This is a genomic window from Malaciobacter pacificus (genome assembly GCF_004214795.1).
Taxonomy (GTDB): domain Bacteria; phylum Campylobacterota; class Campylobacteria; order Campylobacterales; family Arcobacteraceae; genus Malaciobacter_A; species Malaciobacter_A pacificus.
In genome coordinates this window covers 276,868-299,112 of sequence record NZ_CP035928.1, presented here as the reverse complement: position 1 = coordinate 299,112, position 22,245 = coordinate 276,868, and the positions used below count along the sequence as shown (strand labels likewise).

The window sequence follows — 22,245 nt, the reverse complement described above, 5'->3', positions numbered from 1 at the left end:
GCAACTTTTTAAGGCAATTTAATGTATAATCGTCCCATTTAATAAAAATGGTAAATATGAAGGAATAAAATGGGTATCGATGATATAGATTTAGGTGAAGACTTTGATTTTGAGCAAATGCTTAATGAGTCTTTTGAGAATGCTGAAAATAATTCTGTAGTTGATGGTGTAATTGTTGAAATTACTAATGATAGAGTACTAGTTGATGTTGGTCAAAAAATTGAAGGTCAATTAAACCCAAGTGAGATCACAATTGGTGGTGAAGTTAAATATAACGTTGGTGATTCAATTCCAGTTATGTTAATGGGTAACAGAGGTGAAAGACCAAATATCTCTCATAAAAAAGTTTTACAAAAAGCTAAGTTTGATGCATTTGTTGAAAAATATGGTGAAGATGTAGAAGATGTAACAATCGAAGGTAAAGTTGTTTCTGTTAAAAACAGAGGTGGATTTATCATTGAAGATGAAGAAGGTTGTGAATACTTCATGCCAATGGCTCAATCTTTCTTAAAAGCTCAAGGTGCTGTAGGTAAAACTGTTAAAGCAAAAGTTTTAAAAGTTAACAAAGCACAAAATTCAATTATTGTTTCTAGAAAAAAATTAATTGAAGAAGCTAAAGCTGTTAAAGATAACAAAGTTGCTGAAATCATGGAAAGTGGTGAAGCAGTAAACGGAACAATCAAAAAAATTACTTCTTATGGTATGTTTGTAGATTTAGGTGGAATTGATGGTTTAGTAAACTACAATGAAATCTCATACAAAGGTCCAGTTAATCCAGCTAACTACTACAATGAAGGTGATGAAGTTACTGTTGTTGTATTATCTTACGATAAAGCAAAACAACACTTATCATTATCTATTAAAGCAGCACTTGCAAATCCATGGGAAGAGATTAAAGACGAATTAGAAGTTGGTGATACAATTACTGTTACTGTTTCTAACTTTGAATCTTATGGTGCATTTGTTGATTTAGGAAATGACATTGAAGGTTTATTACATATTTCTGAAATTTCATGGAATAAAAACGTTAAAAATCCAAAAGAGTTATTAACTTTAGGTGAAGAAATTAACGTTGAAGTTATTGAATTAGATGTAAATAAAAAAAGATTAAGAGTATCGTTAAAGAACTTACAAGAAAAACCATTTGCAAAATTCACAAAAGAGTTTAATGTTGGTGATGTTGTAAAAGGAAAAATTGCTACATTAACTGATTTTGGTGCATTTGTTACTATTGGAGATGTTGATGGTTTATTACATAATGAAGAAGCTTCATGGGAGCCAAATACAAAATGTAAATCAATCTTCAAAAAAGGTGATGATGTAGAAGTTAAAATCATCAAAATTGATAGAGAAAAAGAGAATATTTCATTATCAATTAAAGAAATTGCAGATTCTCCAGCACAAAGATTCCAAGATACTCACAAATTAGGTGATATCGTAAAAGGAAACGTAAAAGATAAAAAAGACTTCGGAGTATTTATTAAACTAGAGAACAACTTAGATGGTTTAATTAGAAATGAAGATTTTGGTCCATTAAATGTTGAAGAAATTAATAATGGTGATGAAATTGAAGCTGTTGTTGTAAATATTGATACTAAAAGAAATAGAGTTAGATTATCTGTTAAAAGATTAGAGCAACAACAAGAAAGAGAAGTATTAAAATCTGTTAATGATGACTCATCTATGACTTTAGGTGATTTATTAAAAGATCAAATCAAATAAATAGGACTTATTTAAATGAGTAAACATACAATTGTAGTTTGTGACCACATTCATGATGCAGGATTAGAAATCCTGCAAAATACAGAAGATGTAAATTATGTTTATGCAGCAGACATTGATAAAGTAGCACTTTTAGATGTTATCAAAGATGCTGACGTTGCAATTACAAGATCTTCAACAGATGTGGATGAAAAATTCTTAAATGCAGCAACTAACTTAAAAGCAATTATCAGAGCCGGTGTTGGTTATGATAATGTTGATATGGAAGGTTGTTCAAAAAGAGGTATCATTGCGATGAATGTACCAACTGCTAATACTATTGCAGCAGTTGAATTAACTATGACTCACATGTTATCTTGTATGAGAAAATTTCCTTATGCTCATGGTCAATTAAAAGACCAAAGAATTTGGAAAAGAGAAGATTGGTATGGTAGAGAACTTTATGGTAAAAAATTAGGTGTTATTGGTTTTGGTAACATTGGACATAGAGTTGCATTAAGAGCTAAATCATTTGAAATGGACGTAATTACATACGACCCATATATTCCTTCAACAAAAGCAACTGATTTAGGTATTAAATATACAACAAACTTCGAAGACATTTTAGATTGTGATATTATTACTATTCACACACCAAAAAATAAAGAGACAATCGATATGATTGGTGAAGAAGAAATTGCTAAAATGAAAGATGGTGTAGTATTAATTAACTGTGCTAGAGGTGGTTTATATAATGAAGATGCATTAGTAAACAACTTAAAGTCAGGAAAAATTGCTATGGCTGGTATTGATGTATTCAAAAAAGAGCCTGCTACTGATCACCCATTATTAGATTTACCAAATGTAACTGTAACTGCACACTTAGGTGCAAATACAAAAGAATCTCAAAGAGAAATCTCTGTTCAAGCAGCAAATAATGCTATTGAATCAGCAAGAGGAATTGCATATCCAAATGCATTAAATTTACCAATTGATGAGAGTAAAATTCCTTCATTTGTAAAACCATACATTGAGTTAACACAAAAAATGGCATTCTTAATAGCTCAAAGTGATAAAACTGAAATTAGATCTATAAACATTGCAGCTGAAGGTGAAATTGCTGAATATTTAGAATCATTAGAAACATTTGCAACAGTTGGTGCACTTGCAGTATCAACTGAGGATATTAATTATGTAAATGCTAATTTTATAGCTGAGGAAAAAGGTATAGAAATTACTACATCTAAATTCTCAAATCATAGTGGATATCAAAATAAAGTTTCTATTAAATTTACTACATCAAAAGGTGTACAAACAATTTCAGGAACTGTATTTAATGATGATGTTCAAAGAATCGTAGAGCTTAATGGATTTGCATTAGACATTGAACCACAAGGTAAAATGTTAATCATGAGAAATGAAGATGTTCCAGGTGTTATTGGTGAAGTTGGTAAAACTTTAGCAAACTCTAACATCAATATTGCAGACTTTAGATTATCGAGACAAAAAGATGGTGCTTTAGCAGTTATTTTAATTGATGAAAAAGCAAGTTCAAATGTTATCAAAGAACTTGAAAATATCCAAGCAGCTAAATCAGTTGCTTATGCAGAAATTTAAGGAGAATACTAATGGCAAATATTGGTATGAGTGAATTAAAAAAAGGTCTTAAAATTGAACTTGATGGTGTTCCATATAAAATTACAGAATACCAACACGTAAAACCTGGTAAAGGTGCAGCATTTGTTAGATGTAAAATCAAATCATTTTTAAATGGTAAAGTTATTGAAAAAACTTTCCATGCAGGTGATAAATGTACTACTCCAGACTTACAACAAAGTCAAATGCAATACTTATATGATGATGGTGAAATGTTACAATTCATGAACACTGAAACATATGAGCAAATTGGTTTAACTTATGACCAAGTTGGTGAAGCTGCTGATTGGATTATTGATGGAATGAATGTTGATATGATGTTCTTCAATGGTAATGCAATTACAGTTGAGCCACCAATGACAGTTGAATTAAAAATTGTAGAAACTCCACCTAACTTTAAAGGTGATTCTCAAGGTGGTAAAAAACCAGCTACTTTAGAATCAGGTGCAGTTGTACAAATTCCTTTCCATATTGTGGAAGGTGATGTAATCAAGTGTGATACAAGAACTGGTGAATACATCGAGAAAGTTAAGTAAAAAGCGAAAGCTTTTTACTTTCTTTTTAAAAATAAGAGTTTTTCTTCCCCTATATAGTTCTCATGAACTATCTCAAAATTAATATCCAAATCATTTAAAGCATTTACGCCTTTTCTAATTTTTGGATTTACTATTAGTAAAATATAATCTAGTCTATCTTTTAAAGTATCTAATAAATTATAAGTTCCTTCAACCATAACAAACTTATAATCAAGTAGTTTAAATAAATCATCACTAACTATAACTTTTCTATTTGGTATTTTAAATAGTGGGATATTACTATCAAATACTTTGTTTTTACTATAAATCATTACATTAGGAGCACGTCCTGCAATAAATCTTGCATCAAGTGTTGGTTTATCAGTTCTCACTGTATTCCCACCTATTAAAAGTAAATCTATTTTGTCTCTTAATGTATGCACATATGCTTTTGCTTGGTTTGCTGAAATTGCACCATCAATACAACCATTTAACGTTTGTGCCATTTTATAAAAAATAAATGTTCCACTATTCCATTTTAGAAATGGATATAAAAGCTCATAGGCCTCTTTTTTCATACAACCAATGTTCACATCAATATTTTCACCTTTGAGAGTTTCTGCCCCACCTCTTGCAATATTATTCATATCCTCATGTGCAATGATTACTTTTTTTGGTTTTAACTCTTTAAGTAAATTTGCACAAGCTGGTGTTTTTCCCTCATGATTACATGGTTCTAATGTTACATATATTTTGCAATCATTAAAAAAACCATTATGATTTTTAATTAAATAATCATGTATTTCATGGGAAGTTTTTTTCATCTTTAATAAATCATTTGGATGATACTTTAAATATGCTTCTTTTAATGCATTTACTTCAGCATGAGGCATACCCGCTTCTTTATGAGCTTCAATTGATAGTATTTCACTATCACCTTTAACTACTACACATCCAACAGCAGGATTAGGATAAGTTAAAAATTGATATTTCCAAGCTTCATCAATAGCTAATTTCATAAAAAATTGATCATTAATTTTCATTTGTTAAATTCCGTAAAAAAGTTTTAATATATAAAAAGAAGTATATTGAAATAAGAGTAAATTAGTAGTTAAAATAGTAATTAGAAAATTCTAATTACCATTCAAAATAAGTTGATGCTGATAAGATTGAGCTATAAGAAACCTCTTCTTCTCCAAATTCAGTTTTAATTATTATTTTTTCATCATCTGCACTTAAAAGTTCACCTTTGTAAATTTCAGTTGCAATATCTTTTACTTTAACCTTTTCTCCAATTGATGCTTTAAAATGTTCAGTTTTTCTTAACTTTCTTTCAATTCCTGGTGAACTTACTTCTAAAGTATACTCTCCACTCATTGGTTCATTTACATCTAAAATAGGAGAAATCATTCTTGAAATTTCAGCACATTTATCTAAGTTAATTCCCTCAGGACTTGTAACATAAACTCTATAAATGTTTTTGTCATGTTCTTTTGTATTTACAATATCATAAAGTTGAGCACCTAGTGATTCAACTGCTAATTTAATTGATTCTTCTAAATTCATTACTCTTCTTCTTTTTTTGTTTTTTCTATTTGTGCAAATAATGCTTCTATATTCATTGATTTTTCTAAAGAAGTATCATTTTGAAATTTAAAATTAGGACACTTATACCAACCAGTACTTGCTAATACATGAGATTTAATTCTTCCATTTGCTTTTTGAAGTGCAGAAATTACACCTGGAATTTCTTTTTGTTCAAAATCACTTCCATCAAAATAAACAATCGCATCATACTTACCATTTTTACAATTAACTGCTGTAATAGGTAGTGAATTAATTCTGCTATCTGATAGATTTGAAAGTGCTTCGGGAATCAACTCCATAAGAAGTGATTCCGTTCTTTGTAAGTTTATACTTTTCATTATTAGTCGTCTATAGAAACTTTTTCTTCTATTTGAATGAATGTTTCAATGAAGTCACCATTTTTGATGTCATTGAATTTTTCAAACATAATACCACACTCATAACCATTACCAACTTCTTTAACATCATCTTTAAATCTTCTTAATGATGAAATTTTACCAGTGTAAGTTACAACACCATCTCTAATGATTCTAGCATGACCACCTCTGATTACTTTACCATCAGTTACAATACATCCAGCAACTGTTCCAACTTTTGGAACTACAAATGTATCTCTAACTTCAGCTTGTCCAGTATTTTCTTCTCTAATTACTGCACTCATCATACCAGATAATGTATCTTTAATATCATCAATTAAATCATAAATAATTGAATATGTATTAATTGTTATACCATCAGCTTTTGCTTTATTTTTAACAGCACCTGTTGGTCTTACATTAAATCCTAAAATAATACATCCTTCAGATGCACTTGCTAAAATTAAATCTGATTCAGTAATTCCACCAACCCCTGCATGAACTACTTTTACTTTTACTTCATCATTTTGGATTTTTTCTAAACTACCTTTAATAGCTTCAAGTGAACCAGATACATCTGTTTTAACAATAACTGGAAGTTGTTTAATTTTACCTTCTGCAATTAATCCACTCATCTCTTCAAGTGAAACTTTTGTAGATTTTGACAACTCTTTAGCTCTTGCATGCTCAGCTCTTTTAGTTGCAATATCTCTAGCTTCTTTATCAGAATCTTGAACAACCATTACAGAACCAGATACAGGAATATCATTTAATCCTAAAACTGTACCAGTTTCAGATAAACCTAATTCTTTAATAGGTTTTCCATTATCATCAGTAATTGCTTTTACTCTACCATATGTAGTATCACAAACAATATTATCACCAACTTTTAATGTACCGTTTTGAACAATAACTGTTGCAACTGGACCTCTACCTTTTTCTAAAGATGCTTCAACAACTGCAGCTTTTGCTTTAGCTTCTGGGTCTGCTTTAAGCTCTAAAATTTCTGATTGTAAAAGAATATTTTCTAATAAATCATCAATTCCTTCACCAGTTAAAGCAGAAACACCAATAAATTCAGTCTCTCCACCCCAATCAACAGGAGTCATATCTCTCTCTGCCATTTGAGCTTTTACCATATCTGGATTAGCTGCTTCTTTATCAATTTTATTCATAGCAACAATAATTGGACAACCTGAAGCTTTTGCATGAGAAATAACCTCTTCAGTTTGTTGTTTAACACCATCATCAGCTGCAACTACAATAATGATAATATCAGTAATATCTGCACCTCTTGATCTCATTTCAGAGAAAGCTGCGTGACCTGGAGTATCTACAAATGTAATTTTTTGACCATCTTTTTCTACAGTGTAAGATGAAATATGCTGAGTAATTCCACCCGCTTCACCAGCAGCAACTTTTGATTCTCTAATCTTATCAAGTAAAGAAGTTTTACCATGGTCAACGTGTCCCATAATAGTTACAACAGGAGGTCTTGTAACAAAGTTTGAATCATCAATCTCTTCTTCTTGGTATTCTTCAACATAATTTGCATCTTCTAAAGCATCTTTAACAGTTACTTCAATACCAAACTCTTCACCTAATATTTCTAATTCATCTTGTTTTAAGAAGTCATTTTTAGTAACCATCATTCCTAAACCAAATAACACAGTGATTACTTCAGCAGCACTTTTACCACAAGCTTCTGCAAATTCATAAACTCTGATATCTTCAGGAATTGTTACTTCAGTAATTTCTACCTCTTCAACTTCTCTTCTAACTCTTTTCTTTCTCTTACCTCTTTTTAATCCTCTTGGAGCATTACCAAAAGCAGCAGGTCTAGAACTTCTAGATTGTTTGTTATTGTTATTATTGTTAGGTTTTGGTTCATCTAAAATTTTAATATTATCACTTAAATCCATATCAAGTAATACTACTTCTTCACCTAATAATGAATCATCTGAACTTCTAAAGTCATCTGAATAGCTTACATCTAATTTAGTTCCATGATCATGTGCTCTTGGACTTGGTTTCTTCTTCTCTTTTTTAGATTTAGCTTTTTTAGCATCTGCACTTGCAGGTGGAATTTTGATATCTTTAGTTTTTATCTCTTCTTTTGTCTCAGTTCCACCTAAAATTTCACTAAGTGATTTCATAGGTTTTTTTGCTGTTTGCTCTACAGAAGAGTTGTTAACAGTTTTTTCAGCTGGTTTTGGATTGTTTTTCTTAACAATTTTTAAACCTCTTCTTTTTGGAACAATCTTATTTTTGTTTTCAGGATTAACTGCAGGTTTATTTTCTTCTTCTTTTTTTTCTACTTGAGAGCTTGTAACAGGCTTTGGTTTAGAAATTGCAGGTTTTTTTATTTCATTAACTTTTTTAACTTCAGTTGATTTAGTCGCAGCTTCAACTTTTTTCTCAACTTTTTCTTCTGTAACTACAGGCTTAGCTACTTCTTTTTTAATCTCTTTTTTTGGTTTTGCAGGTGCTTTTTTAGCTAATTTTGCACTTTTACCAGTCATTATGTAATTTGCAATCTCTTCAGCATCCTCAAATGATACCGCACTTTGAGGTGATTTAAGCTCTATTCCTAAATCTTTTGCTTTTACAATCACATCTTGACTGCTAGCCCCTGCCTCTTCTGCAATTTCATAAACTCTTACTTTATCTGACATCTGTTAGTATCTCCTTAAGTTGTGTAACAAAGTTATTTTTACTTTTACACTCTTTGTTTAGTATTTTTTCCAATCGTTTTAAATCTTTTACTTTTAAATCCGTTTGAATCTGTTTTGAACAAGTCTCACAAATATAAAAACTTCTACCATAGTTGTTATATTGCACAAGTTTTTCATTTTCACATTTAAATCTTAATAACTCTTTTTGTTCGAATTTTTTTCTACAAACAATACAAGTTCTTAAGATCTTTTTCAAATTAGCCAATTATTATACCCTAAATGTTCTTAATTTCCAAAAACTTATAAATCTATTCTTACACCAACATTATCAAAGTCACATGTAAATACTTTAAAGTGAGGAAATTTTTGCTTTAATGCTTTTTCCAATTTTCTTGAATCATCTACATAAGCCACTGAAAATAGTGTTGAACCAGATCCTGATAACGTACTCATTAAAGAACCATTACTTAAGGCAGTTTTTTGAACATCAAAAAGTTCTGGCATATGTTTCATTCTATATTTTTGATGAATCATATCTTGAGAAGCACATTTTAACATATCCCAATTTTCACTCATAAAAGCAGCAGTTAATAAAGAAGAGTGAGATATATTATAAATTACATCCTCTTTTGAGTATTTGTATGGTAGTGCCTTTCTTGAAAGCTGTGTTGATATTGGTCTATTAGGAATTACTACAACTGCTTTTAAAACTTTTGGAATTGATTTATTTAAAAATCTAACCTCATTATCTTGAACTGTTGCAACATTAAAGCCACCCATAACTGCAGGAGTTATATTATCAGGATGATTTTCATAAGCAAGTGCTAAATTTAATAGTTTTTGTTTTTCTAATTTTATTCCCTCAATTGCATAAGCACTTGCAATTGCTGAAACAATCACAGCAGATGAACTACCTAAACCTCTTGAAAGAGGTACTTCATTTTGGAATTCAAATCTAAAGTTTCTTTTTTTGTGTGTTAAATTATGATAAAAATCATTAAAAATCGAGATAAACATATTGTTATCTTTTAGTGCAGGATTATTAGAACCTTCACCTCTTAATGACACACTATGAAATTTTGATGGCTTTATTACAACTTGGTTTTTCATAGCAATTGCTAAACCTAGTGTATCAAAACCTGGCCCTAAATTGGCACTAGTAGCTGGAACGCTTACTCTCATTTATTTCCTTCTTAAACAGCTGGTAAATTATATATTGGCAGTGTTTGATTATTAAAATTTATATTTTCTATACTTAAAGGTAATTTAAAATCGCGTATTATACTATCTTTTTCTAAAAAGTCTACTTTAATTTTATTTTCATCTTTTATGAAATATTTTTTACCTAAAGCTTTTATTGGAGAATTTTCGTTAAATTCAAAGCCATCAATGGCTCTAAATTGAAGTTTTTTCGTAATAGCTATTGTTTTTAAAAAAACATAAGCAACTTTTATAGCCATAAATGAACCCGGAGTATTTACATAATTTAATCTTTTTATATCATAAGTACTAAGTAGTTCTTCAAATAGTGTTGGTAATAAATCAGAGGTCTTACCTTCTAATTTATACTCTTTTATTAATTTATTATTTTCGTAAATCCCAATTAATAAAGGATTAGAGATTGTTATAACTAAGACTTCAATCAAGTTTTTTCCTATGCTTCTACTTTTGAATAAGCTAGTTCAAATACTTTAGCTTCACTATTAGCCTCTTCTAAATCAATAATTTCATAATTTGATTCATCTTCATAAAGTTTTTTAGTTAATAAGTGATTTAAATGATGACTTCCTGCAATTGCATCATACTCTCCAACTAAAGTATATTCTAATAAAGCCATATCTCCAACTGCATCAAGAATTTTGTGTCTTACAAACTCATCATCAAATCTTAAGCCTTCAGGATTTAAAACTTTACTCTGGTCTAGTACAATTGCATTTTCCATAGACCCACCTTGAGCTAAACCAATACTTCTTAGATATTGTACTTCATGCAAAAACCCAAAAGTTCTTGCCCTTGAGATATTTTCTTTATACTCTTCAATTGAATAATCAAAATGAAAATCTTGTTCACCAATGGCTGGATGGTCAAACTTAATTTTAAAATCATATACTATTCTATTAGATGGCTTTAAACAAACTCTTTTACCCTCAGGTGTTGTTACTTCAACCTCTTTTTTTATCTTTATTGCTTTTTTACTCTTTTCAAGCTCTTTAATTCCAGCTTCTTCAATCAGCATACAATATCCTGAAGAACTTCCATCTAGAACTGGTACTTCATCATTATCAATTATAATTCTAAGGTTATCAATACCATATGCATAAACAGCTGATAATAAGTGTTCTATTGTAGAAACAACAACATCATCTTTTCCAATAACTGTTGCCATTTTTGTATCAACAACAAACTCTCTTTTAACTGGAATTGTAACTCCTGCATCAGATCTATAAAAAACAATTCCCATATCACTATCAAGAGGTTCTAGTCTCATTTTTACAGGAACTCCTTTGTGAAGCCCTATTCCTACAATTTCTACACTTTTTGCTATAGTTCTTTGTTTCATTTGCTTTTTATCACTTCCATTGAATTGTTAATTATTTTTGTAATATTTTCCCTAATCCAGAATTTACTCAACCACTCTTCAGGATTAACTTCAATTCCTTGAACTAAAACTCCAAAGTGTAAATGATCTCCAAATACAGCTCCTGTCGAACCAGTATTTGCTATGTGCTCACCTGCTTTTACTTCTTGATTTAAAGATACAGCTGCTCTACTAGTATGGGCATATAATGTAGCTAATCCAAATCCATGATCTATAATTAAAGTATCCCCATAAATTCCTAGATAATCATTAAAAATCACTTTTCCATCATTTGATGTAAAAATTTTTGCTTTTTTTACACTTGCCCAATCAATTCCTAAATGCCATGCTTCATCTATTTTTTTGCCATTATAAGTGTAATGCCTTCTTTCACCATATGAAGCAAATCTCATAGATGAAGGTAATCTTTTAAATGTATTTAAATCAAAATTTGAAACTTTTTCCCTACTCATTTTTTTTCTAGTTTCATTTTTAACAGTATCAACATTTACTTTTCTCAAAGTTTTATTTGCCTTCACAAAAATTTCATCTTGACTATTTGGGATATCCATACCACTTTTTTGTAATACATTTTTACTAACTCTATTTACAAAGTCATCTGAAATTTTTAGTGTATCAATTTTTGGCTCTAAATATTTTATATATAATGGAACTTTTGTAACTGACTTATTTTGCGCTTCATCAACTGCCACTAAATTTACTTGTTTAAACTCTTCTATATAAATTGGCCATGCAATAATAGCCATATAAAAATTTTCTTTATAAAAAGGTATTAATTCAAATCTCTCTTCATTATTAAATGATATATACATATCTTTTAAATTTTCATCTTTAACTTCAACTACAACAGCAGCACTTCCACCTTGTTTTATTAAGTATGTATTTGAAATAACATTTGCTATGGGACTTTTTTTATCAATTTTTAGTTTAACTTCTTTTTTTATCTCATTTCCCATAAAAAAGTTCCACTTACTTGTGTCACTAACTTTTATTTTAAGTAAAGCAGATGTTGGTTTATAGTTTTCCATGGTTTTAGGAGCAATAATATTTAAATCGATTGAACCTTTTGATTTATTAATTACTTGCGTATCTAATCTAATCTCATTTTGTTCATCTTTATAAATTATTTCAAAATCTTTGATTTCAGTATCATCACTTAAATTTATTTTTAAAGGGGTTTTTAAATTCCAGTAAATATCATCTTTTATTGATATTTTAGGAGAATTTTTTTCAAACATTGGTGAAAAAAATACAAATGCTATTGCACCTAAAACTAACACTACTAATAAAAATAATAAAAACTTTTTAGCTTTATTCTCTCTTTTGTTATTAAATCTCAAGAACTTCCTTTAATACTATTTCTTTTGCTTTATTTACATCTAAAATATCTATACTACAACCTGCAGCATTTAAATGACCTCCACCACCAAAGTTTTGAGCCACCTTTGATACATCAACAGAACCTTTAGATCTTAATGAAACCCTAGCTGAACCATTAACTATTCTAATAAAAAATGCTACTTTTACTATAGCAATACTCATAACCATATCTAAAGCATCTTCACAATCTCTATTGTGAGCTCCCGTTTCTTCAAACCATTGAGGAAGAGCTATTATAGAAGCTACACTTCCTTCTTTATATAAAGATAAACTCTCCAATACTTTTGGAATAATTCTATATTTTGCTAAAGAGTCTCTTCTTAAAAGTTTATTTGCTATATCAGATGGGTTTGCACCACACTCAACTAAAAAATTAACTTTTTCAAAAGTAACCTCATCACATCTACCTAAACTAAAAGCTAGTGTGTCATCATAAATTCCAACATAAAGTGCCGTTGCTGAATTTTTAGTAATATATAATCCATTATGTTTAAAAAACTCAAATACTAATTCTGCTGTTGAACTTTTCATACAATCTACAATATTTACATCACCAAAACTATCATTAGATTTATGGTGGTCAAAATTTATAAGCGGTATATTAGGGTCAATATCAATTCCTAATCTTTTTTTAGTTCCACAATCTACACTAATTACTAAATCGAAAAACTTAGGTAGTTGGTCAGTAATTTTGTCAAACTTTGGAATAAAATCCAAGTTTTGAGGCAAATCTGAACTTACGTTAAAAACCTTATGCTTAATCTTATTTTCATAAAATAAATTTGACAAAGCCAATGCTGAACCTATAGAATCAGGGTCAGGATTTACATGAGTTACAATAAGTATATATCTACTTTTTTCAATTAATTTCAAAGCTTTAGAGTATTCACTCATATCTACTTTATTATTAACTATAAAATCCTTCTTCATATTTTAAACCTTTATTCTTTACATACTACTATTTCAAAACTAACCAAAAGTTAACCACTATTATTAATCAAACTTCATTGAAAAATCTAACCAAGTAGCTTGATGGATTATACTTCCACTACTAATAGCATCAACTCCCGTTGCAGCGTATGATTGAATAGTTGTTGTATCGATATTTCCACTAGCTTCTAGTAAAACATGAGGAAAATTTTCATCTCTGTATTTAACAACTTCTAATATTTGTTCAGGTTGCATATTATCACACATAATAATATCTCCACCAGCTTTCATCGCCTCTTTTACTTGATCAAATGTTTCACACTCAATCTCAATTTTAGTTACCCAAGAGATTCTTTTTCTTGCTTTTTTAATAAACTCTCCTAAATCCTTAATAGTTCTTAAGTGAGTATCTTTAAGCATTAAACAATCATCAAGTCCAAGTCTGTGATTTATAGCACCACCTATTCTTGATGCATACTTTTCAAAGTCTCTAAGTTGTGGTCTTGTTTTTCTAGTATCAAGTAATACAACACCTGTATTTTCAATAAGCTTTGCGTACTTATTTGCACTAGTAGCAATACCACTTGCATGTTGAAGCATATTTAAAAAAGTTCGCTCAGAAGATAATAGAATAGATGCTTTTCCTTCAAGTTCTGCAATAACATCACCCTTTTTAATCTCATCACCATCATGTTTTAAAAATTTACAGTCAAATTTTTCAGTTCTAGCTAATACTTTAGCATACTGTACACCTGCTAAGATACCATCACTTTTAGAAATAGCTTTTGCTGTAAATCTACCTTTTGGTGCAACATCAAAGAATAAATCTCCCCTACCATTATCTTCTATAATAGCATTTTTCACGAACTTCTTAATATTAATCATACTTCAAACATCCTTTCTAAAGCAACTTTTGCCCATTTTGCTGTATCTTCACTAACAAATATTTCATTCTCTTTTGAAATATTATCTTCTTTTATTGATTTTAATGTTCTATAAACATCTTCAAGTGTTGTCTCATTCATAGTTGGACATTCAGGTTTAGTTGAGCTTAAGATATATGTATTTTTTTCTCTTAATCTATTTACCATATTAAACTCCGTACCAACTACTACTTTTTGTTCAAGTGGTAAATCTTTGATATAAGTAATAAGTTGCGAAGTAGAACCTACAAAATCAGCTGCATCACAAACACTTGGGTCACACTCAGGATGAACAGCAACTAAAATATCAGGATATTTTTCTCTATAAAATTCAATATCTTCAACATTGAACTGCTGGTGAACAGAACAAAATCCATTATAACAGATAATATCAGCTTCTTTTAAATCCGTTCCATCTCCAACAACTGCAGACTTAAGCCCCATTTGTTTTGCAAAGTTTTGACCTAAACATCTATCTGGAACAAAGAAAATCTTTTTACCAGATTCTAAACCTTTTTCAATGATTTTATAAGCATTTGATGAAGTACAAACTAATCCACCCATTTGACCAACTCTTGCTTTAACAGCAGCACTTGAGTTGATATATGTAATAGGTAGAATATCATCATTTGATATTCCTGCTTCATTCATAGTTTTCAAGTTTTGTTCATAGTAACCTTCATCAATCATTCTTGCCATTGCACAACATGCAATTTTTGGCATAAGAACTCTTTTTGAGGTATCCATTACTTTAACACTCTCTCCCATAAAACCAACACCACAAAATACAATAAATTTTGAGTCCGTTGCAATTGCTTTTTTAGCAAGTTCTAATGAGTCTCCTGTAATATCAGCTAAATCAAACACTTCATCTCTTTGATAAAAGTGTGCTACTAAAGTTACGTCTAACTCTTCTTTTAACTTTATAATCTCTTCTTTTAAATTCAAAATAGACCTTCTTCAATTAATTAAATGTGAATATAACAAAATTTTAGTTACAATCTCATTTAATTATATGATTACTAAAGGTAATAAATGGATTTTTTAACAAATACAAATGTACTGTTTTTAGTTGCTGCTTACTTAGTTGGGTCAATCCCATTTGGTCTTATCTTAGCAAAAACATTTGCAGATGTTGATATAAAAAGTGCAGGAAGTAAAAGTATTGGTGCTACAAATGTATTAAGGGTTGTAAAAGAAACAAATCCTAGCTTAGCTAAGAAACTTGGAATTGCTACAGTTATACTTGATGCTTTAAAAGGAACAGTTGTAATTTTAATAGCTATGGCTTATGGTGTTAGTGATTCTACACTTTGGGGAATTGCAGTTCTATCTGTATTAGGGCACTGTTATTCTATATACTTAGGATTAGAAGGTGGAAAAGGTGTTGCAACTGGACTTGGTGTTTATATTGCTCTTATACCAATTGCTACATTAATAGGAGCTGCTGTTTGGATAATATGTGCAAAAGTTCTAAAAATATCTTCACTATCTTCACTTCTTGGATTAACTGCCGTTATCATAAGTGCAAGTTTTATAAATGATGGATTAAATGTTGGTTCTAATGTACCTATGTATTTAATTGCGTTTATAATATACTACAAACATATTCCAAATATTGTAAGACTTATAAAAGGTCAAGAGGGAAAAGTAATCTAATATGAGAGTACATATTGAAGATTTAACATTTAAATGTATTATTGGCTTATTGCCATTTGAAAGAGTAAATAAACAAAGAATAATCATAAATCTATCTTTTGATTATGATTATTCAGCTGATTATTTTATTGATTATTCTGAAGTTTCTACTCTTATAAAAAAAGAGATAAAAAAGAAAAAATTTGAACTTTTAGAAGATGCAATAATTCATATAGAAACTCTACTATACAAACTGTATAAAATAAATAACCTAAAACTAAAAATAACAAAGCCAGATATTTTAAAAGATTGTTTAGTTTCATTATCAAATTACAAATAAGACTAAAAAACTCCTAAAATAGCATTAACACAGCATTAATAATCGGTTAATTAAAAACTAACTTAAATTAACAGTTAATTAACACTCAAAAGCATAATTTTAAGAAAACTTTAAAATTTAGTGATGTAGAATGAACGCAACGGTAAGCCGGTAGAGTTTCGAAACCTCCGTTTTGAACATGTTCGCGCGCTCCGGTAAACTGATTAAAGATTTCGAAATTTTAGGAGAACAAATGAAAAAAATCGCAAAAATGAGTTTAGTAGCTGCAGTAGCTGTAGCTGGATTTTCTACAACTGCATCTGCAGGTGCATTAGAGGATGCAATTAAAAATACATCTATCTTAGGTTATGCAACTTATAGATATGATGATAGATCTATTGATAACACAAACTTTACAGATACAAAAGGTAAAACATTAGAAGATGGTACTGTTGTAGCTGATGGTAATGAAGACGACTACAACAATACAACAAACAATAAACACAAAATTGCTGTTGGTTTAATTTCTAAAATCAATGATGATTTATCATATACTTATGTTGGAGCAGTAACTGGAACTTCAGATACTACATCAGAAGGTGTTGACTACATGGGTGGTAACTTCTACACAGTATACAGTTACTTCACATATACAGGTATTAATAACTTAACAATCAATGTTGGTCAACAAACTATTAATACTCCACAAACTGATACTTATGATGATATTGGTCAAACTCAAGAGGGTACTGGTATTACTGCTGTAGCTAACGTTGGTCCTGTTACATTAGTTGGTGGATTTATGAACCAAACTAAATTATCTGGTGAAGGTGTAGATGTAGCAACTGGAGCTGAAGATTTAGCAGTTGTTGCCGTTATGACTAAACTTGGTGGAGTTGCATTAGATGCTAACTTTATTGATTTAAAAGATTTTGCTGAATCTTACACATTTGGTGCTAAAACATCTTTAGATTTAGGTGGAGTTTCATTATCTCCATATGCTAGATATACTTCATTAGAATTAGATTCAGGTGAAGAGCAAGCGTTATACTATGTAGGTACTAAATTAAAAGCTGGTGCATTTGGAGCTAATGTTTCATATACTGCAACAGGTAAAGACGGTGGTTTAGTTGCATTTGATGATGATGCTGAGGCTGTAAACCAAGGTTGGGCTTTAAATCTTAATACTTTAGATGTAGAAGGTGATATGATTAAATTAAATGCTTCTTATGCAATTACTTCTTCAATCTCTGCTGCAATCAATCATAATATGATGAATAATGATACAACAGACTTAGATTCTGATGAAACTTATGGTCAATTAACTTGGAAACCATCTAAAAATTTCTATGCATATGCTAGATATGGTGTAGTTAACCAAGAAAATGCTGGTGCTGCTGATACTGAAGCTCAAAGAGGAAGATTACATTTCACTTACATGTTCTAGTATTTGAACTTTTAAATTCTTCAAAGGTAAAGAGTTTTAACTCTTTACCTTTTTTTATTTCATTTTAGTTTTTTTATGATAAAATCTTCTATCAAATAAAAGGATACAAATGAATAGCCTATTAAAAATATCACTCTCAACTTTAGCTTTATCAACTCTTACTTTTGCACAAACAACAATGTGTTTTAAAGAGAATCACACAAATCTTATGACTTTAGAAAAAGTAGCACTAGATGGTGGTGAATGTAATTCTCAATACTCATTAACAGATATGAAAAATAGTGGTTGGAGAGTTGATGATATAAAAATAAATAATAACAACTATATCTATATTCTTAAAAAAGGAACAACTTCTACAGCATTTGTAAATACAAACACTAATATATCTCAAGAAGAGTTAGAAAAAAGAGTTTTAGCTAAACTTGAAGCAAAACAAGCTCAAGAGAAAAAAGAAAAAGAGATAGAAGAAAAGATCATGAAAGCTCAAAGAGGTCAAGAACTTTATGAAAATAAATGTCAAAGTTGTCATGGGAAAAAAGGAGAATTAGAACCTGGACTTTCAGTAGCAATTAATACATTATCTGAAGAAGACATTCTTGAATTGATGGATGGATATAAAAGAGGTACTTATAGTAAAGGTAATCCATATCAAATGAGAGCCTATGCAACTACAACAACAGAAGAAGATACAATAAATATCTTTAACTATCTACAATCTTTAAAATAAATCAAATTTCTTTGATTTATTTGTAACTTAGCTGTAATAAAATCTATCTATAATTTCACTACATCAAAGTTTGGTGTCTTAAAAATTCGAAATCTTAAGGGAAAGTAATTTTTTACTTTCCCTTTTTTTGTATCTTCTATAATCATTGTAATCAATTAGTAACTTTAACTCATTAAAATTCTACATCATATTTGATATAAAATTTTTAGGAGAACATTAAAATGAAAAAAATCGCAAAATTAAGTTTAGTAGCTTCATTAGCAGTTGCTGGATTAACAACTACAGCATCAGCTGAATCTTTAGCGCAAGCATTCGCTGATTCAAAAGTAAAAGGAGAAATTAGAGCTCAATACTTTGCAGAAGATTATGAAGCAGCAGCTGGTAAAAAAGATAGTAATATCAGCGTATTTGGTGGTAGCTTAGGAATTAAAACAGGTTCATTCTATGGATTAACTGCTGGAGCAACATTTTATACATCACACGTAATCAACAAAGATGATGAAAGTAATATTACAATTAAAGATGAAGATGCATCTGGTTCTGTTTTAGGTGAAGCTTACTTAGCATATACAATGGATAATTCATCAATCAAAGTTGGTAGACAACACTTAAAAACTCCATTATTAGGGAACTCTAGTTCAAGATTAATTAAAGACTCTTTTGAAGCAATTACATTTGTTAATACAGATTTACCACAAACTACTATCGTGTTAGGTTATGTTGATAAAATGTCTACAAGAACAGATAGAAATGGTAACCCAGGTGAATTTGATCAAGTATCTAAAGATGGTGCATACACAATCTTAGTTAATAATAAATCAATTGAAAACTTAGATTTAACAGCTCAATACGCATCTGTTCAAGATGATAAAGATATTAACTTAATGTTCTTAGAAGCTGCGTATAAATTAGGTGCTGTAAAAGTTTCTGGAGAATACTTAACTTCTGAAAATGAAACAACAAATTTAGATGGTCAAATGTTAGGTTTAAAAGTTGATGCAAAATTAGCTGATCTTTCTTTAACTGCTGCATATACAACTACTGATGATGAAACAAACTTAGAGTATGGTTTAGGCGAAGGTTCATACAGTACTTATACTAAGTTAACTGCTGGTTCTGGTAAAAAAGGATATTTAGCTGATACTGATGCATATATGATTAAAGCTGCATATAAAATTGCTGATTTAAAATTAGGTGCTGCATACGCAAACTACGATGCTAAAGCTGCAAATAAAGAGTATGATGAATCAGAAATTAATGCATCATACAAATTTACTAAAAATGCATCTGTAAAAGTTAGTCACTCTATGTTTGGTAAAGATGAGACTAAAGATTCTGAAACAAGAGTTAACTTATCTTACAAATTCTAATTTCTTAGAGCATCATACTTTCCTACACTTTTTTTTGAGGGCCTAAAGTTTTTCTTTAGGCCTTTTTTTATGATTATCTTAATCTAACCACTTCTTATACATATTTAAAGTATAATTACTTTTTTAAAAGGATTGTACTTACATGGATGCATACGAATATAGTGAATTAATCAAACTATTAAATACTAAACTAAAAAATATCGAAGGTATTTTAAAACCTGATGAGCTAAATAGAAGACTAAAAGAGATTGAAACTTTAGAAGCTGATCAAAACTTTTGGAATGATGTTGAAAATGCCACTAAAATAGGTATTGAAAAGAATAGAATATTATCAAAACTTTCAAAGTTTAATAAAGCAAACGAAGCTTTAAGTGGAACTAATGATTTATATGAATTAGCTACTATTGAAAAAGATGAAGATACATTTGAATTACTTTATGAAGAAGCAAATGAATTAGGAGAACTAATAAAATCTACAGAAATCTCTGTAATGTTAAGTAATCCAGATGATAGTTCAAATGCAATTGTTTCTATTCATCCAGGTGCTGGAGGTACTGAATCGCAAGATTGGGCTAGTATGCTTTATAGGATGTACCTAAGATGGGCTGAAAGACGTGATTTCAAAGTTGAACTACTTGATTATCAAGCTGGTGATGAGGCTGGTATAAAAGATGTTTCATTTATCATCAAAGGTGAAAATGCTTATGGTTATATGAAAGCAGAAAATGGTATTCACAGACTTGTTAGAATCTCTCCTTTTGATTCAAATGCAAAAAGACATACATCGTTTGCTTCAGTTATGGTAAGTCCTGAGATTGATGATAATATTGATATTGAAATTGAAGATAAAGATATTAGAATCGATACATATAGAGCAAGTGGAGCTGGTGGGCAACATGTTAATAAAACTGAAAGTGCTATTAGAATAACACATATTGAAACAGGTATTGTAGTACAGTGTCAAAATGATAGATCTCAACACAAAAATAAAGCAAGTGCAATGAAAATGCTTAAATCAAGACTATATGAACTAGAACTTGAAAAACAACAAGCAGATAAAGATGGTGTTGAAAAAAGTGAAATTGGATGGGGGCATCAAATTAGATCTTATGTTTTACAACCTTATCAACAAATCAAAGATACAAGAAGTAATATTGGGTATTCAAATGTAGAAGCAATTTTAGATGGGGATATTACAAAAGTAATAGAGGATGTTTTAATAGCAACATCGACTAAATAATTTAGGAGAAAAACTCCTAAATTATTTTAAGGTATTAGAATGAGTAAGATAAAGTAGCTGAGTACTCTTTATAATCTTCATCAGATGAACCATCTTTGTCATAATCAACAAATAATAATCCTAAAGATAATGAATCAGTTAATCCATATGAACCATATACATTTAACTCAGCGTAATCACCAGCAGCTGTATCAGATTCACCAAATAATACACCTACATCAGCTGAACCAATTGCATAACCAATTGAACCATAGTAAGTTTCAGAATCAGTCATATATTGTTGGTCACCATTATCAAATGGAGTTAAGTTATCACCATAAGCTGTAATTGATCCCATTCCTGCATCTTTATCAGTTTCAGAGTACCCTGCAGCTAATGCAACACCAGCAACTGTTGTACTTAATTCAATATGTGCAATTGAACCATCTTCACCTACATCTTCACTTGAAGCTGCATATTGTCCTACAATGCCAAACATATCATTTGAATATGAAGCTTTTAAACCATAAAACTCAGCAACATCTGGTGCAGAATAGAAATAAGGATTTAATTCAACACCCTCAATTCCACTATATTTAACGTCAACAACGTATGCACCATCTTCAGTAATTTCATCAAAGTTACCAATTTCATCTTCATCAGCTGCTGCTTGTTGATTAACATAACCTAATACTAATATAGTATCAGGAATAGCTGTAATTGCTGCAACTACAGACTCATTATAATCACCTAACCACTCTAAATCAATTGCTTGTCTACCAACAGATAATGCAAATCCATCAGTTGCATATTTAATATAAGCTTCAGTCATTAAAGCATCATTTTCTAATTCGCCATCAGCAAAAGCATGACCACCAATGAATCCCATTTTAGCACTTAGTCCCATGTATGAACCAGTTTCATAAGCTAATGCAGCATTTGTATAACCACCATCAGAATCAGCTTCACCACCTTTTCCATCATGAACTAGTCCGTATGCAGTTAATGTTCCAGACACAGTTCCTGATTTAAATGCTTCATCAATTGAGTTAGCACCAAATGCCATTGAAGATGATAATAATAAACCACAAGCTACTAAGCTAATTTTTTTCATTTTAATTCCTTAATTACTAATTTTATTTTTAAATTTCTTAATATACTTCGCGCAATATATTTCGAAATCTTAGAAGAACAAAATAATTA

General features: G+C 29.9%; 22 protein-coding genes. 9 read left to right on the top strand and 13 right to left on the bottom strand.

All coding sequences use genetic code 11. The annotated features are described in order from the left end of the window. The first annotated feature begins 69 nt into the window (after positions 1 to 69). The 3 genes from APAC_RS01550 to efp are packed head-to-tail and all read left to right on the top strand — an operon-like array spanning position 70 to position 3,893. Positions 70 to 1,722: a 30S ribosomal protein S1 gene (locus APAC_RS01550; RefSeq protein ID WP_130232440.1), complete on the top strand. Its 1,653-nt coding sequence runs from the start codon at positions 70 to 72 to the stop codon at positions 1,720 to 1,722. Positions 1,723 to 1,737: 15 nt separating this feature from the next. Further along, entirely contained in the window at positions 1,738 to 3,318 is a 1,581-nt protein-coding gene (gene serA, locus APAC_RS01545; protein WP_130232439.1) for a phosphoglycerate dehydrogenase, read from the top strand. Between the two features lie 11 nt (positions 3,319 to 3,329). Then, positions 3,330 to 3,893, top strand: a complete 564-nt coding sequence (efp, locus tag APAC_RS01540; RefSeq protein WP_130232438.1) for an elongation factor P — start codon at positions 3,330 to 3,332, stop codon at positions 3,891 to 3,893. 14 nt (positions 3,894 to 3,907) lie between these two features. On the opposite strand, the gene ribD is transcribed toward efp, so the two are convergent. The 12 genes from ribD to nadA form a co-directional block, all read right to left on the bottom strand. Continuing rightward, positions 3,908 to 4,915 (bottom strand): bifunctional diaminohydroxyphosphoribosylaminopyrimidine deaminase/5-amino-6-(5-phosphoribosylamino)uracil reductase RibD, encoded by a 1,008-nt coding sequence (gene ribD / locus APAC_RS01535; RefSeq protein WP_130232437.1) that lies wholly within the window; start codon positions 4,913 to 4,915, stop codon positions 3,908 to 3,910. A gap of 94 nt (positions 4,916 to 5,009) precedes the next feature. Then, positions 5,010 to 5,438 carry a ribosome maturation factor RimP gene (gene rimP, locus APAC_RS01530; RefSeq protein WP_130232436.1) on the bottom strand — a complete coding sequence of 143 codons (429 nt, stop codon included), beginning with the start codon at positions 5,436 to 5,438 and terminating at the stop codon, positions 5,010 to 5,012. After that, positions 5,438 to 5,797 (bottom strand): 30S ribosome-binding factor RbfA, encoded by a 360-nt coding sequence (gene rbfA, locus APAC_RS01525; protein WP_130232435.1) that lies wholly within the window; start codon positions 5,795 to 5,797, stop codon positions 5,438 to 5,440. Before rbfA ends, rimP begins: the two co-directional genes overlap by 1 nt. A gap of 2 nt (positions 5,798 to 5,799) precedes the next feature. Beyond that, complete coding sequence (infB, locus tag APAC_RS01520; RefSeq protein ID WP_130232434.1) at positions 5,800 to 8,490, bottom strand: translation initiation factor IF-2; 2,691 nt, start codon at positions 8,488 to 8,490, stop codon at positions 5,800 to 5,802. Further along, positions 8,480 to 8,755: a DUF448 domain-containing protein gene (locus APAC_RS01515; protein ID WP_130232433.1), complete on the bottom strand. Its 276-nt coding sequence runs from the start codon at positions 8,753 to 8,755 to the stop codon at positions 8,480 to 8,482. Before APAC_RS01515 ends, infB begins: the two co-directional genes overlap by 11 nt. 35 nt (positions 8,756 to 8,790) lie before the next feature. After that, positions 8,791 to 9,672 (bottom strand): homoserine kinase, encoded by an 882-nt coding sequence (gene thrB / locus APAC_RS01510; RefSeq protein WP_130232432.1) that lies wholly within the window; start codon positions 9,670 to 9,672, stop codon positions 8,791 to 8,793. A gap of 11 nt (positions 9,673 to 9,683) precedes the next feature. Beyond that, positions 9,684 to 10,136 (bottom strand): hypothetical protein, encoded by a 453-nt coding sequence (locus tag APAC_RS01505; RefSeq protein ID WP_130232431.1) that lies wholly within the window; start codon positions 10,134 to 10,136, stop codon positions 9,684 to 9,686. An 8-nt stretch (positions 10,137 to 10,144) separates the two neighbouring features. Next, positions 10,145 to 11,050: a UDP-3-O-acyl-N-acetylglucosamine deacetylase gene (lpxC, locus tag APAC_RS01500; RefSeq protein ID WP_130232430.1), complete on the bottom strand. Its 906-nt coding sequence runs from the start codon at positions 11,048 to 11,050 to the stop codon at positions 10,145 to 10,147. Beyond that, positions 11,047 to 12,429, bottom strand: coding sequence for a M23 family metallopeptidase (locus APAC_RS01495; RefSeq protein ID WP_228255931.1), 1,383 nt, complete (start codon positions 12,427 to 12,429; stop codon positions 11,047 to 11,049). The genes lpxC and APAC_RS01495 overlap by 4 nt, the downstream gene beginning before the upstream one ends. Continuing rightward, positions 12,419 to 13,399, bottom strand: coding sequence for a DHH family phosphoesterase (locus tag APAC_RS01490; protein WP_130232429.1), 981 nt, complete (start codon positions 13,397 to 13,399; stop codon positions 12,419 to 12,421). Before APAC_RS01490 ends, APAC_RS01495 begins: the two co-directional genes overlap by 11 nt. A gap of 63 nt (positions 13,400 to 13,462) precedes the next feature. Beyond that, on the bottom strand, positions 13,463 to 14,284 hold the full coding sequence (nadC, locus tag APAC_RS01485) for a carboxylating nicotinate-nucleotide diphosphorylase (RefSeq protein WP_130232428.1): 822 nt from the start codon (positions 14,282 to 14,284) through the stop codon (positions 13,463 to 13,465). Then, on the bottom strand, positions 14,281 to 15,270 hold the full coding sequence (gene nadA / locus APAC_RS01480) for a quinolinate synthase NadA (RefSeq protein WP_130232427.1): 990 nt from the start codon (positions 15,268 to 15,270) through the stop codon (positions 14,281 to 14,283). Before nadA ends, nadC begins: the two co-directional genes overlap by 4 nt. Positions 15,271 to 15,357: 87 nt before the next feature. Here nadA and plsY point away from each other — a divergent pair, with 87 nt between their 5' ends. The 6 genes from plsY (at position 15,358) to prfB (ending at position 21,063) form a co-directional block, all read left to right on the top strand. Beyond that, entirely contained in the window at positions 15,358 to 15,981 is a 624-nt protein-coding gene (gene plsY, locus APAC_RS01475) for a glycerol-3-phosphate 1-O-acyltransferase PlsY (protein ID WP_130232426.1), read from the top strand. 1 nt (position 15,982) lies between these two features. After that, entirely contained in the window at positions 15,983 to 16,300 is a 318-nt protein-coding gene (locus APAC_RS01470) for a dihydroneopterin aldolase (RefSeq protein WP_130232425.1), read from the top strand. Between the two features lie 232 nt (positions 16,301 to 16,532). Then, a complete protein-coding gene (locus tag APAC_RS01465) occupies positions 16,533 to 17,726 on the top strand; it encodes a major outer membrane protein (protein WP_170170093.1) in 1,194 nt (397 codons plus the stop codon). Between the two features lie 109 nt (positions 17,727 to 17,835). After that, positions 17,836 to 18,453, top strand: a complete 618-nt coding sequence (locus tag APAC_RS01460) for a c-type cytochrome (RefSeq protein WP_130232423.1) — start codon at positions 17,836 to 17,838, stop codon at positions 18,451 to 18,453. Between the two features lie 221 nt (positions 18,454 to 18,674). Then, entirely contained in the window at positions 18,675 to 19,823 is a 1,149-nt protein-coding gene (locus tag APAC_RS01455; protein ID WP_130232422.1) for a porin, read from the top strand. Between the two features lie 142 nt (positions 19,824 to 19,965). After that, on the top strand, positions 19,966 to 21,063 hold the full coding sequence (prfB, locus tag APAC_RS01450; protein ID WP_130232421.1) for a peptide chain release factor 2: 1,098 nt from the start codon (positions 19,966 to 19,968) through the stop codon (positions 21,061 to 21,063). A 34-nt stretch (positions 21,064 to 21,097) separates the two neighbouring features. Here prfB and APAC_RS01445 read toward each other — a convergent pair whose 3' ends face one another. After that, a complete protein-coding gene (locus tag APAC_RS01445; protein WP_130232420.1) occupies positions 21,098 to 22,156 on the bottom strand; it encodes an Opr family porin in 1,059 nt (352 codons plus the stop codon). Positions 22,157 to 22,245 lie beyond the last annotated feature (89 nt).